The 13,797-nt window shown below is 39.3% G+C and carries 7 protein-coding genes and 2 pseudogenes; all 9 read left to right on the top strand.

Annotated elements, in window-relative coordinates; translation table 11 throughout:
* The first annotated feature begins 293 nt into the window (after positions 1–293).
* The 9 genes and pseudogenes from HWQ38_RS15050 to HWQ38_RS15090 all read left to right on the top strand — a co-directional run bounded on the left by HWQ38_RS15050 (position 294) and on the right by HWQ38_RS15090 (position 13,770).
* On the top strand, positions 294–1,211 hold the full coding sequence (locus HWQ38_RS15050) for a histone deacetylase (RefSeq protein WP_292794798.1): 918 nt from the start codon (positions 294–296) through the stop codon (positions 1,209–1,211).
* Between the two features lie 260 nt (positions 1,212–1,471).
* The gene (locus tag HWQ38_RS15055) at positions 1,472–5,947 is read left to right on the top strand and encodes a translation initiation factor IF-2 N-terminal domain-containing protein (RefSeq protein WP_292794799.1); all 4,476 of its coding nucleotides are present in this window, start codon (positions 1,472–1,474) and stop codon (positions 5,945–5,947) included.
* The gene (locus HWQ38_RS15060) at positions 5,925–6,380 is read left to right on the top strand and encodes a hypothetical protein (protein WP_292794801.1); all 456 of its coding nucleotides are present in this window, start codon (positions 5,925–5,927) and stop codon (positions 6,378–6,380) included. Before HWQ38_RS15055 ends, HWQ38_RS15060 begins: the two co-directional genes overlap by 23 nt.
* A gap of 9 nt (positions 6,381–6,389) precedes the next feature.
* Positions 6,390–6,563, top strand: coding sequence for an isochorismatase family protein (locus HWQ38_RS15065; RefSeq protein WP_292794803.1), 174 nt, complete (start codon positions 6,390–6,392; stop codon positions 6,561–6,563).
* Between the two features lie 256 nt (positions 6,564–6,819).
* The gene (locus HWQ38_RS15070) at positions 6,820–7,416 is read left to right on the top strand and encodes a Uma2 family endonuclease (RefSeq protein ID WP_292794805.1); all 597 of its coding nucleotides are present in this window, start codon (positions 6,820–6,822) and stop codon (positions 7,414–7,416) included.
* Positions 7,417–7,763: 347 nt separating this feature from the next.
* A pseudogene (locus HWQ38_RS15075) lies at positions 7,764–8,084 on the top strand (translation initiation factor IF-2 N-terminal domain-containing protein); the annotation flags it as partial.
* Positions 8,085–8,720: 636 nt separating this feature from the next.
* A pseudogene (locus HWQ38_RS15080) lies at positions 8,721–10,784 on the top strand (AAA domain-containing protein); the annotation flags it as partial.
* 57 nt (positions 10,785–10,841) lie between these two features.
* Entirely contained in the window at positions 10,842–11,984 is a 1,143-nt protein-coding gene (locus HWQ38_RS15085; protein WP_292794807.1) for a DEAD/DEAH box helicase, read from the top strand.
* Entirely contained in the window at positions 11,962–13,770 is a 1,809-nt protein-coding gene (locus HWQ38_RS15090) for a hypothetical protein (RefSeq protein WP_292794809.1), read from the top strand. Before HWQ38_RS15085 ends, HWQ38_RS15090 begins: the two co-directional genes overlap by 23 nt.
* The last annotated feature ends 27 nt before the right edge of the window (positions 13,771–13,797 follow it).

A 13,797-nucleotide genomic window follows, 5' to 3' on the forward strand; every position in this document is an offset into this window, starting at 1 on the left:
AACTCAAACAGCCGCGATTCTATCTCTTGGCTTGATGGGGCGGCGACGGTGACTTGATGCCGAAAATCTGGATTTCCTTGTTTTTTGCGTGGCTGACTCATGGCTATTCTCAACACAAGGGTGTTGAGTTTAATCATTAAGTTTGACCCACTTGACAAGTTTCTATTTTTCTTAACTTGACACAAATGGCTTTTTGGCCCACCCCACAAGATTGAATAATTTATTTCTTGGAAATCCCTTAGTCTGGATTTAATGGTGTGTTTGGCATCAGACTATGGTTAAAAATTAATAACATGGACTTGCCAATTATTTACCACCCAGATTACGTTGCTCCATTACCTGATGGACATCGCTTCCCAATGTCTAAGTTCCGACAACTCTATGAATTGCTGTTAGCTGACGGCGTGGCGCAAACAGAACAATTTCACATTCCCGAACGTCCCCCACGAGAATTGATAGAGTTAGTCCACACTCCAAGCTATGTTCAAGCTTACTGTCAGGGAACCCTAGACGCCAAAGCACAGCGTCGCATTGGTTTGCCTTGGAGTCCAGCATTAGCGAATCGTACCTGTGTAGCGGTAGGTGGTACGATACTCACTGCTAAAATGGCATTAAGTCAGGGTTTAGCTTGTAATACTGCTGGTGGCACTCATCATGCCTTTCCCAGTTATGGATCTGGTTTTTGTATTTTCAACGATTTAGCGATCGCCTGTCGCGTTTTACAAAAACTCGGACTTGTGCAAAAAATCTTGATTGTAGATTTGGATGTCCATCAAGGAGACGGCACCGCTTTTATCTTCCAAGACGACGAGAGTGTTTTTACTTTCTCCATGCACTGCGAAGTCAATTTCCCTGGTACTAAACAAAACAGCGATTTGGATGTTCCTTTGCCAGTGGGAATGGAAGATAACGCCTATTTACAAACTTTAGCGAATTACTTAGCAGATTTATTGTCTAAAGTCAAGCCGGATTTAGTATTTTATGATGCAGGTGTTGATCCTCATATAGGCGATCGCTTGGGCAAATTAGCCCTTACCGACGCTGGCATTTTTCGCCGAGAAATGCAGGTTTTAAGTACTTGTATGAATAGCGGTTATCCTGTCGCTTGCGTCATTGGCGGCGGTTATGCTGATGATATGAAATCTTTAGTTTGGCGGCATTCCTTGCTGCATCGCGCCGCCAGTGAAGTTTACCAGCAGTACAAACTATAGTCATTAAGTGAGCAATACTACCCAAAATCCTATGATTTTTATACGCAGATGAACGCAAAGATATGCAGAGTATTGCCAAATTTAATTGGTAGCGAATGGGACTAAAATAAGCTTTGCGCTCCTCTGCCCTTACCTCAGCGACGGCAGTCGCTTCTCCCAGGGGGAGACGCTGCGCGAACAAGTCGGGAAACCCGCCCAACGCGCTGCCTTCCCTCTGCGTTTAAATTTAAACCCTATTTTGTCGGCAAAGGCATTACTGGATGAACAAAGTCAAACTCAGAATCTACGAACTAGCAAAAGAATTGAATTTGGATAGCAAGAAGCTATTAGTAATTTGCGAAAAGCTCAAAATTGCAGTCAAAAGCCATAACAGCACCATCTCAGAATCCGAGGCAGAAAGCATTCGTGTAGCGGCAAATAAACTAACAGCAAAATCCTCAAAAATTAAAATAAACTCTGAAGATTGGGGCTATATATTTATAGCTTCAGCAATTGATAGTTTTATCCGCCATCTGGAAGGTGAAACTGCCCTGAAATCATATCCCGAATTTAGAGAGCGGCGCGATCGCGCCAATGAGTTAATGTATGAATGTGTTGGTAAAAAGCCTTCTCTATTTTATGTGCGTCGCAAAGGTGCAGGGAAAGAGTCAAGAGAAGAAATTTGGGATTTGACAATCGCAACAGACAGCGATGATTTTCAATTACCCGCAAGACTTGAGAAGCTCAGAAAAACATTAGGATTTAGAGCGGCTGTACAAAAAGATGGACGTGGCGGCTTAAAAATACTATCGGCTCAGTTGTTACAACCCTCACGGGGATACGCTGATAGTTATGCTGTGCCTTGTCGCTTACGTTTGCTATCAAATCATCAGCATCATCTTCACATTCCGCCGGCGACATTGAAACGCATCGCTGCCGCGCCAGTTTGTGGCGATCATGTGCCTACAGAAGATCAGCTTAAAGCTTGGAAAGCGTTTTTGCAAATTGAGGAAAAAATTGCTAAAGCGCGTCAATTTTGTGTGCGTTATCTAAGTCATAACTATAACTTTAAAAGGCGAATCAGTTTTGAAATTGATGTAACTTCAGCCACACTTGACGGCTTTTATCAAAATTCCCTCGATGTGGACAATTTCTGGGAACGAGCAAGACGGGCAAAAAACGAAGATTTGAAACTTTTTGAAACTGCTCCCATCGGAAAAAATTGGATTAATGGCCGCCAACTAGGGACTGTTGAAGAAGTTGATACCAACCGTTGTATTATTAGTCTCAGGCTAGAACGCGATTTAGCTGAACACATGGCAGCAGAACGTTATCAATTACCAGCTACCGGATTTTTATGTTTTGAGGCAGTTGGTGATATTCAGCAGATTCAACGTAAGAAAAAAGCTTTAGATGATTTGAATAACGGTTATACCCAGAATCCCTACTTGGGCAACTTTTTATTTGATGCTTCTCAGGCTAGACAAATCAAAACAACTATCGAACTTCAACCACAAGATTTGTTGTTATCTTCTGCTAATCCTGGCCAGAAAGCAGCAGTAGAAAAGGTACTTGCCGCTAAGGATCTTGTTCTCATCCAAGGGCCACCGGGTACTGGTAAAACTACCGTAATTGCCGAGATTTGCTATCAAATTGCGCTTCGCGGTGGACGCACTTTAATTGCTTCTCAAGCAAATTTAGCAGTAGATAATGCCCTGAGTCGATTAGTTCATAACCCAGTGATTCGGGCTGTACGCAAGGGGAGAGCCGAAAAAGTTGGGGAAGAAGGACAGCCATTTTTAGAAGATCAAGTGATTGGCAGATGGCTAGAAAATACAGCGAATGACTGCGAAAACAATCTGACTCAACGGCTCAAAAATATCGAAATTTTCAGTCAATTACTGGCATCATCGCCAAGATTCACAGCCTACTTACAAGCCGAGGAAGAATTTAATCAGCAACAAAATAAATTCCATAAAAATAAGTTCAAAATAGAAGTAAACTTTAAAAATCAAGAAACCTTTTACAACGAAACTGTAGACAAACAAAATCAGGTTGAATCACTAATTGTAGGTTTAGAAAACATTCTAAATACTGCACCAAATGTCAACTGGCAATCTCCAGAAGTTACAGATTTTTTACCGCTTCTTAAGCCCTATACAGAAGGCAACACTTTAGTAGAAGAATTTTTAGCAAGTGTTCGTAAAGCCATCAAATATACTGAAGAACTTGGCTTGGTGCTACCGACGGTTGGTGCTTTTGGTTTAGCGGTTTGGTTACGTGAAATAGCAACAGAAATTTCTGAATTTAAAACTGCTTTTACTCATGCTCAAGATGCAAGTGAAGCCATATCAGAAGTTGCAGCGCAGGTACAGGTTGTTAAACAGAATTTCGCCTCGTTAAATCAGCTACAACCAGATTATCAGCAATATCTTACCAAGCTGCAAAATATTCAGCAAACAATCCAGATTTGGCAAAACCGTAAACGAGAAATTGATTATATTATCTCAGCAGTTAAAGAATGGAAGTCTACAGCATTTTCACATCTGTATCAAACCTTGAAAGATTGTCATCAATCAGGTTTACCACTAACAGAAAATTTAGCAGACTTACCACTAGGTTTGTTGATGTTTGCAAATACATTAAAATTACCAATAGTACCAAAAAATTATAATATTAACCTACTAGACTGGGAGCTATTGGCAAAAGCGATCGCTTATGAAATAGATGGAGGTTTTACTGATAGGCGGGGTAAACAGCATAATTTTAGCTATTTTTTACAACAAAATTTTAGTCAGATTCCAATGGTGCTATCAAAGAGCGATCGCACCCAATGGCATGAAACTTATCAACAGTTTAACAATTATCAACTACTTACCACAAAACAGCGAAAATTACTAGTTGAGAATACCCAGGTTTTTTTAATTAGAATGCAAAAAACCTATGGTGGATCATGGGAATGGAATAACATTGATTCTACTCTCACCCAGCTTACACAAGAATTGCTCGATACTATCCTTATAAATGCGCGTCAATGCGTTTTAAAAGTAAAAACGGAAACTGAACAACAGCTTCAGCATCTACAACGACAATTAAATGAACTTCAGAAAAATGAAATCAGCCAGCAGGAAATATCAATTACTCAAGCTGAGGTAGAAAAAGCGCAACAGGATGCTAATTTGCAACTTCGACAAGTTATTAATATCTTGCAAGAACTGAATCAAAAAAATATCCCTGCTCAATTACGTATTCTAGTTGAAAAATATCTCACAACACAATCAAATATTTGGGAGCAACCCCAAGAATTCTCAAAGCAAGTGCATTCTTGGGGAAATTGCATCAGTCAACTTGAAACCTTAATTTCATCATTAGAACCTTTTGCTGTATTGGAGATGATTAGAAATTCTCTAAATGAGCATTTATCAAAACTAAAAGAAGAAACTGAAATTTCCCTAGAACAGCTTCATAAATTACAAGTTAGTCTAGGTGAAATACAAAATAAATCACAACCACAACCCTCAGAAAACTTAATAGAAGAAAGAAACTGGTGGTTGACAGAATGGCAAGGAATACCGGATAAATTTAAACCAGAAAATTCTGCTAGTGAGTTGTTTAATATAGAGTTATTACGCAGCATTAATATGAAGTTTGAATCTTGGCAACAGGAACTTCAAAAAGAAGAAAATTATCTTAACAAATATCAGATTTTTGTACAAGATTGGATCGGAAAATTAAGAAATCCAACTGAAGGCGACCGCGACGATTTAAGGCGTATATATTTAGACAATGCCAACGTTGTCGGTATTACCTGTGTTCAAGCTGCAAATAGAGGTTTTTCGGAAGAATTCAAATCCTTTGATGTCGTCATCATTGATGAAGTTAGTAAATGTACTCCACCAGAGTTACTGATTCCAGCCTTAAAAGGTAAAAAATTAGTCATGGTAGGTGATCATCGACAATTACCACCCATGCTTGATACTAGCACTTTAGAAGAAGTTGCTCAAACAATTGGTAATACACGAGAAGAACTACAATTTTTAGAAGAATCACTCTTCAAAAGTCAGTTTGAATCTGCTGATGAAAGCATCAAACAAATGCTAACTACACAATATCGAATGCACCCATTTATTATGGGAGCAATCAATCAATTTTATGACGGTAAACTAGAATCTGGTATTTTGGAGCCGGATACAAAACGCGCACATCATTTAGCAGGCGAAATCATCCAAGAATCTCAACATCTTATCTGGGTAAAAACGCCTATCGAAAATCAATTTTTAGAGCAACGAAATGGAACTTCTTACTTTAATACTCAAGAAATTGATGCGATTGAATGTCTGTGTCAGCAGTTCGAGAATATTTGGGCTTCTAAAGTTGCTAATGGTGAACCAAAAAAAGAAATTGCCGTAATTACATTTTATGGCGCTCAATTAAGAAAAATTGATGAACGTCTGCAATCTGAACTCTTTCCTTCACTAGAAATTCGTACTGGTACGGTAGACAGATTTCAAGGTATGGAAAGACCTATTGTAATTGTTAGCATGGTTCGTAATAATAGTAAAGGAGATGTGGGATTTGCCAAGAAGCCAGAACGGGTAAATGTTGCATTTTCTCGCGCTCAAGAACTGCTGATAATTGTAGGTTGTCATAATTTATTTACCCATCAATCAGGTAAAGTCGGAAGTATGTATTCCGAAGTTTCAAATATTGTAAGTCTTCATGGAGGTTTCGTTGATGTTTTTCGCCTCTTCAGCTAAACCTATCGATGACGAGTGTACTTCATTAAGTCAACGTAAAGGGATTTTGTTAGCGGTAGATTTACAAAATGGCTTTTTGATCACACCTGAATGTGAAGCGGTTGTGCCAAAGGTAGTTAATAATGCTAGTAAGTTTCATCAGGTTTGGGCAACTCGCTTTTTTAACCGGAATCCTAACTTTTCACATCAACTCAACTGGAATGATATGGTTTTTGGACAGGAAACAGAGCTTTCTAAAACCTTAATTCCGCTTGTCAGTAAAACGTTTGATAAGCCTTCATATTCTCCAATTTCACCTAGCTTGCTCCATATATCCCGCTTTCTTTTTTCTCATGCTCATGCTCCTAGTTCTTTTGTGATGTCATCTGCCCTGCTCCAAGCACTGCAAAATAATGCTATTACTACAGTCGCAGTGTGTGGAGTTGATACATAAGCTTGTGTGATGGCTACATCTTTAGGACTCTTTGATGCTGGATTTCAGACGTTCGTAGTATCAGATGGCTGTGCTTCTAGTGGTGGGCAAGAATATCATGAAGCGGCGATTAAGATATTGAAACGCAATATTGGACAGAAATATGTGATTTCTTTTAGCGAATTACCTGCAATGTTGTCTTAGTGTATAAGAGAGTGTTTGAAAAGTTATGAGCGGTAAAAATTTATGCTAAACGCTTCACCATGATGCAAATCATAGCAAGATAGATACTCGAATTATTTGAAAAGTGGTTTTGTTGTTAATGAAAGGCTTAGGTGAGAAACAGCAAATATAAAAAGGTGAGAAAAAATAATTTTTAAGCTCCTAGAAAGAAGTTACAATTAACAAACTGCCCTCCAAAACTGATTATTTCTCATTTAGAAACAGACTGGAGACTTTTATGACCCCAGCAGCGATCGCTACACCCACAAAAGAATCACCCCTTTTGTTTGAAGGACTGACTTGGAGAGAATTCAAAGCAGTTGAGCAGTTATTAGACCGTCCAGGATATCGGCTGTCTTTCCTGGATGGTGTTTTGGAGATCCGAAGAATGCCTGGAGAACCCCACGAAACTGTTAAGAAGAGAATTGCCGCATTGTTAGAACTTTACCTACTCATGGCAGGGTTTGACTTTACTCCAACTGGATCAATGACCTTAGAAAATGAATCGGGTGCTGTCAAGCGAGAGGCGGATGAATCTTATAAACTTGCCCCTGGTAGAGTGCGTCCCGATTTGGCGGTAGAGGTGGTGTTTACCAGTGGCGGTATCAACAAACTAGAGGCATACAAGCGGCTGTTGATTCCAGAAGTTTGGTTCTGGGAAGATGGAGTGTTAGAAGTTTATCACCTACGGAAAGAAGGCAACGCACTTCACTATGAAAGGGTTTCTAGTAGTGAGGAGGTTAAAGGTATCGATCTGGATTTGTTGTTACGCTGCATTAATATGGTGAATCATGTTGATGCCATCAAGACTTTTCAGCAGGCGCTTCAAAAATAGCTGGCGATTTCTGCTAAACCTATTAATAATAATCTCAAGAATTTGGTATATAAAATTGAGGCAATATACTGGACAAATTAACCATCACCAAAGCTGACATTTTTCGTCGTAAATTTCTGTTTTGAGTGACTGTGTAGTATTGACAATACAGACTAGATAGTAATTTTATTTGATTTGTGAAAATTGAAAAGCTTAGATTCCCGATTTCTTAGAGAAGTCGGGAATTTTATTCTTGGTGGGTAATACTACCTAAAATAGGCAAAGCAGCAGAAATTTAAGATGTTGTTCCTTGCCAGCATTTGGGAATACTAGACTTGGAAACCTTTGTTAGTAAAGGCAAGCTGTGGATGAACAACGCCCAACTCAGAATCTATGAGCTATCAAAAGAATTCAATTTGGAGAACAAAGAGTTACTAGCAATTTGCGACCAACTCAACATCGTAGTCAGAAGCCATAGCAGCAGGATTTCCGAATCTGAGGCAGAACAAATCCGTTTGGCTGCTGAAAAACTTGCATCTAAAAAGGGGACACCGAAAAATGAATTAGGTATAACCAGTCATCAACCAAAGTCACCAGAGATTATCTCTCAAAATCGACTTGCTCCACTTCTCAGACAACAAATTTTGGAAATTCCTAAACCCATAATCTTTAGAAATCGTCTCTCTAACATACGAATTTGGGAAGTATTTTTACAGATTGAGGAAAAAATCGCTAAAGCACGCCAATTTTGTGTGCCTTTTTTCACCCACAATGGCTTCGGAAGACGGATCACTTTTGAGATTGACGTAACCTCAGCTACTCTTGAGGGTTCTGATGAAAATTCCTTAACTGTGGAAAACTTCTGGGAACGGGTAAAACTAGCAAAAAGTGAAGAGATTAAGCTGTCCGAGACTACTCGCACAAGAGAAAACTGGCATAGCAGCCGCAATAAATTGGGAACTATTGAAAAAGTTGTCCCAAACAGTTGTACCATACGCGTGACGCTAAAAGACGATTTAGCTGACGATATGGCAGCAGGGCGTTATCAGCTACCAGCTACCGGATTTTTGTTTTTCGAGGCAGTTGGTGACATCCAACAGATTAAACGCAAAAAAGAAGCCTTGGCACAATTAAAGCAGGGACGCACCCAAAATCCTTATTTGGGAAACTTCTTATTCGACGCTTCCCAAGCAAGACCTATCCAAAAAACTGTTGAATTGCGACCAGAGGATTTGTTGTTATCCTCAGCTAATCCTAGTCAGAAAGCAGCAGTAGAAATGGTGCTTGCAGCTGAGGATTTAGTTCTCATTTAAGGTCCGCCAGGTACTGGTAAAACTACCGTAATTGCCGAGATTTGCTATCAAGTTGCTATTCGAGGTGGACGCACTCTAATTACTTCTCAAGCCAATTTAGCAGTAGATAATGTCCTGAGTCGATTAGTTCATAACCCTGTAATTCGGGCTGTGCGAAAGGGAAACGCCGAAAGAGTTGGGGAACAAGGACAGCCATTTCTAGAAGATCGAGTGATTGGCACATGGTTAGAAAATACTGCTACTGACTGCGAAACAAATCTTGCCCAACGCCTCGATAATGTAAGAGATTTACAGCAATTGTTAGCAGCATCAGAACGATTCACAACATACTTGAAAGTAGAAGAGGCATTTAAGGGAGAGCAGAATCTATTACAGACACGCAAAGCAAATTTAGAGTCAGCTTGTACGACCAAAAAAAATGAATACAATCAAGCTGCATCTCAACTGAGCGAGGTCGAATCTGTGAAAACGGCTTTGGAGGATTTGCTGAATCAAGCACCTTCAATAGATTGGCAAGATCCAGCACTTCTTAATTTGTGGGCGGGTCTGAACAAATACACATCTACAGACGCTTCATTCCGAAACTTTGCTGCAAATCTTCGATTAGCAATTGATTTGGCTTCTGAACTTGGTATCGTTCGCCCAAATCACGGCTTATTTGGTTTAGCTGGTTGGTTGCAAAACACTGTAGCTTCTTGGATTACTGAAGTTCGCACAGCATTAGCCTACGCCAGTGATACAGCTATGGCAATGACCGAAGCGGAGTTAACTGCACAAACTTACACACAAAATTCAGAATTTCTTGCTCGCCGAAAGTCAAATCACCAACAATTGCTTGCGAACCAGCAAAGTTTACAGCAAAGAATTAGGGATCTACATAACCGTGAATCTGAGGTCAGTTTAGCAATAAGTGACCTTGATATATGGCTATCTACAGCTAATTTAAATATCGTCAATGTATTGAAACAGTGCTTACAAAATCGTCAAGACTTTACAGTTGACTTAATCTCACTACCTTCGGCATTACAAAGCATGACGATGGAAGCTCAATATCTACCCTGGCAACAAAGTCTTGATCAGTGTAGGGTAAAAGTTAATCAGTTAATTCAGAAATACCATCAAAGGGATAGGGTATCCAGTCAGGTTAGTGAGATAAAAGATTTACTCGTGCGGGGGCGAAATATACTAGGTCATCGCTCAATCAATGAAGCTGCTATTTCTCAGGTGAGCGTTAGTAAAGCGCTAGACCCTGTGGAATCCCTCATAAAGCTAAAGCAACTAGCACAACATAGCATTGATGACATTGAGAAACCACTAGGGGTCTGGGGTCGGATTATTGAATGGATGCTTGCGGTTGCTGTCAAGCATAAAAGTTTGGATTCCATAGCTCAAAAGTTACGTCCATATAGCCGCCGTTATAGTGCCGCGGTAACTCTTGAGGCTATTAGGAGACAAGCCCAGATTATATGTCAAACAGTGCAACCTGTTGAGAGTAAATCGGCTATCTCACAGATTACAGTGGAGGTGGCCAACGGCATGGTTACAAGTGCGCGTACATGGCTAAAGCAACTACAGACTGAAACAGAAAAGGAGCAAAAGCAGCTTCAGCAACAATTAAATGAACAGATGAGGTTGGCGGTTAATGAGCAACAAAAAATATCTGCTAATCAAGAGCAGCTAGAAACTTCTTGTAGTGAGGCTGACTTAAAATTAAAAAGAGCGATCGCACTCTTAAAAGAACTTTTTCCCTTCCCATACTTACCCGGTGAATTAAGACTTTTAGTGCAAGAATACCTCGATAATCCTTCAAATATTCTGACTGAGACACCACGATTTACAGCAAAAATACGCCACTGGGGAAATTGTACAAAACAACTTGATACTTTGATTCGCTTAATCGATCCTTTTGCTACACTTTCGACTAGCAAAGACTTGCTGATAGTTCGTATTACTAGCTTGCAGAAAACAACTGAAACTTACAAAAACCAATTTATAGAAACTCAAAGCCAAACACAGCAAATTGTTGATAATTTACGGCAGCAATTAGAATATATATCAACTGAGCGAACTTGGTAGCAGTCAGTTTGGAAAGCCATTCCTAGTAAATTCAAGCCTAAACTTGATTCTACAGACTTGTTTAATCTGGACTTTTTACACACTATCAATACTCAGTTTAAATCTTGGCAACAGCAACTCCAAAAAGATGAAATTTATCTCAATCGATATCAGCACTTTGTTCAAGATTGGATTGGAAAATTAAGAAAGCCAACTGAAGGCGATCGCACTGATTTAACGCGACTAAATAATGCCAACGTCATTGGTATTACTTGCGTTCAAGCTGCAAATTACAATTTTTCACAAGAATTCAGATACTTTGATGTTGTCATTATTGATGAAGTTAGTAAATGTACTCCTCCAGAGTTATTAATCCCAGCTTTGAAAGCCAAAAAGTTGGTTATGGTTGGCGACCATCGACAATTACCACCCATGCTTGACATGAAGACTTTAGAGGAAGTTTCTCAAGAGATTGGCAGCACAAATCCAGAACTACAATTATTGCAAGACTCACTGTTTAAAATTCACTTTGAAACTGCTAATGATAGTATCAAACAAATGTTAAATATTCAATATCGAATGCACCCCATAATTATGGGCGCAATCAATCAGTTTTATGATGGTAAACTAGAATGTGGTATTTTAGAGCCGGATACAAAACGCGCACATAATTTAGCAGGCGAAATCATCGAAGAATCTAAGCATCTTATCTGGGTAAAAACGCCTGGAAGTAATCAATTTCAAGAGAAACTTACAGGAACTTCATTCTATAATATTCCAGAAATTAATGCCATTGAAATTTTGTGTAAGCAATTTGAGACTACTTGGGCTTCTAGAGTTGCTAATGGTGAACCAAAAAAAGAAATCGCCGTGATTACTTTTTTTGGTGATCAACTCAGAAAAATTGATGAGCGCCTGCAATCTAAACTTTTCCCATCGCTGCAAATCACTACTGGTACAGTAGATCAATTTCAAGGTATGGAACGACCTGTTGTAATTGTGAGTATGGTTCGTAATAATAGTAGAGGAGATGTGGGATTTGCCAAAAAGCCAGAACGAGTTAACGTTGCTTTTTCCCGCGCTCAAGAACTACTAGTAATTGTGGGTTGTCATTCGCTATTCACCCAGCAGGGTAGAGAAGTCGGGAGTATGTACTCCAATGTTTCAAACATCGTGCGTCTACATGGAGGTTTCATTAATGTTTCTCGCCTCTTCAGCTAAACCAATTGATGACAATCTTAAGAAGTTGGTAGAGGAAATAGAAGCGCAAAGCCTTAGTTTATCAGTTTTAGCCGCGCGTCAATTCCGTTATAGTTTGCATCAAACTTCGGTAGAAGTAAATATCAAAGAACCCCGTCAGTTTAACGTACTCGAAGAATTTATTATTCGTGCTGCTATTGAATTTCAACCTCCGCCAACAGAGGATGAATTAGCCTCTGTACTTGGTCTTGATTCTATATTTATCCAAACTACTACTGCAACTCTTCGGACATTACAAACTCTATCAGCAACATCGCCACTAACAGTCACTCCTGAAGGTCGTTCATTCTATGAAAAAGGGTCTGTACCACAGCCCCCATATCCTGTACAGCTTAATGCTATTACAGACCCTTTAAGCGACAAAATCACCTTTCAATCTGAATCCTTAAATGAGACAGTGATAAATTTGCCTGATTTGGCAGACTTTATAACTATTGATCATACAATTGCTGATATTGCTTCGTTACCGCTTGAGGAAATACAAAAAAGTATTCAGGTTTCAGCTTTAGCACTTCATGTCCCAGAAGAGGGAAAAATTGTTACTTCCTATAAAGTATTAGCTTCGACTCAAAAAATTGGGAGAAAGATATCGCTTTTCGTTATCTTCGATGCCCTTGAAGATAAATTGAGTATTCAAATCAGAAATGGAAAGCAAATTTTAGAGTCAGCATCCAACTGGTTAGAACTGCTACATACTGAAGGGAAAATATCTTTGCAAGCATTATGTAAATTGTCAACTGAAACCATCAATTTTGAACGTGAAGCTATTCTCAAGCAAAAAAACACTGAAATAGAAGCTAGACTCGAAAATATTCGCCAAAAAGTGCTAGAAACTCCCACAAAAGCTGCTGGAAAAGTAGTAGGTGAGGCTATACAGTTACGCGATAGACAAATTAGCCAAGCTTTTTCAGAAGTTTTAAATTCAGCTAAAAATCAGCTTCTAATTTATTCTCCTTGGGTTAATCAGGCAGTTGTCAATGAAACATTTCTAGCTCTGTTACAGAAATTAGCTAATCGCGGAGTTTGGATTTTGATTGGACATGGAATTGCGCGGCGAGAAGAAGATGAAGATAAACCAATTCCACCAGAACTAGAGAAAAAACTTCGAGCGATAAAAACCCCTGATGGTTTACCATGTGTACAGGTTCTTTGGTTGGGTGATTCCCATGTCAAAGAAGTAATAGTTGATCAGCAAATCCATCTTTGTGGATCTCATAACTGGTTATCCTATCGCGGCGACTACCTACCACGAGGCGAGTCAGTTTATAAAGTTACAATTCCCCATCAAGTTCAGGAAGCTTATGAATTTCTCGCTAATCGCTTCCAAAATCATGCTCAAAAATTATGGGAAAATGCTCTCGAAAACCGCGATTATAAACTGGCTGTAGAGTGTTTATGTATGTGGGGTGCGCTAGGTATGGAAGATATTGCACTCCAAAAAATACAGCAAAATAACTGGCTGGAACTTTTGCCTGTGTGGTTGAATGTAGCACTTCAGGGGTTAAAGTCCAAGAATATACAAGCTGATTCAGCAAGTTTTAAAACGGCACTTTTGTTACTGAGTCAAGTTTCTATTGAAGAGGCTTTTATTGAGTCATTACAGCAGGGATGGCGGAAAGTTATCCGCGCGATCGCTACTAATAATCCTCAAACGGCTTTAAACTTACTGAGTGATGATGTATGGGCGCAGTTTCTACGTCTCAATATTGCCCAAAAGAGTGATTCACCTGCTGATTTTATTCTGTAGTATAGGTAACATATATTAGGATATTTT

Origin of the sequence: Nostoc sp. NMS7 (assembly GCF_017115085.1) — a bacterium.
Classification (GTDB): domain Bacteria; phylum Cyanobacteriota; class Cyanobacteriia; order Cyanobacteriales; family Nostocaceae; genus Nostoc.

Coding starts and splice junctions, on each gene's coding strand:
- HWQ38_RS15050 (WP_292794798.1), top strand. CDS start 294: ATGGACTTGCCAATTATTTACCACCCAGATTACGTTGCTCCATTACCT.
- HWQ38_RS15055 (WP_292794799.1), top strand. CDS start 1,472: ATGAACAAAGTCAAACTCAGAATCTACGAACTAGCAAAAGAATTGAAT.
- HWQ38_RS15060 (WP_292794801.1), top strand. CDS start 5,925: ATGTTTTTCGCCTCTTCAGCTAAACCTATCGATGACGAGTGTACTTCA.
- HWQ38_RS15065 (WP_292794803.1), top strand. CDS start 6,390: ATGGCTACATCTTTAGGACTCTTTGATGCTGGATTTCAGACGTTCGTA.
- HWQ38_RS15070 (WP_292794805.1), top strand. CDS start 6,820: ATGACCCCAGCAGCGATCGCTACACCCACAAAAGAATCACCCCTTTTG.
- HWQ38_RS15090 (WP_292794809.1), top strand. CDS start 11,962: ATGTTTCTCGCCTCTTCAGCTAAACCAATTGATGACAATCTTAAGAAG.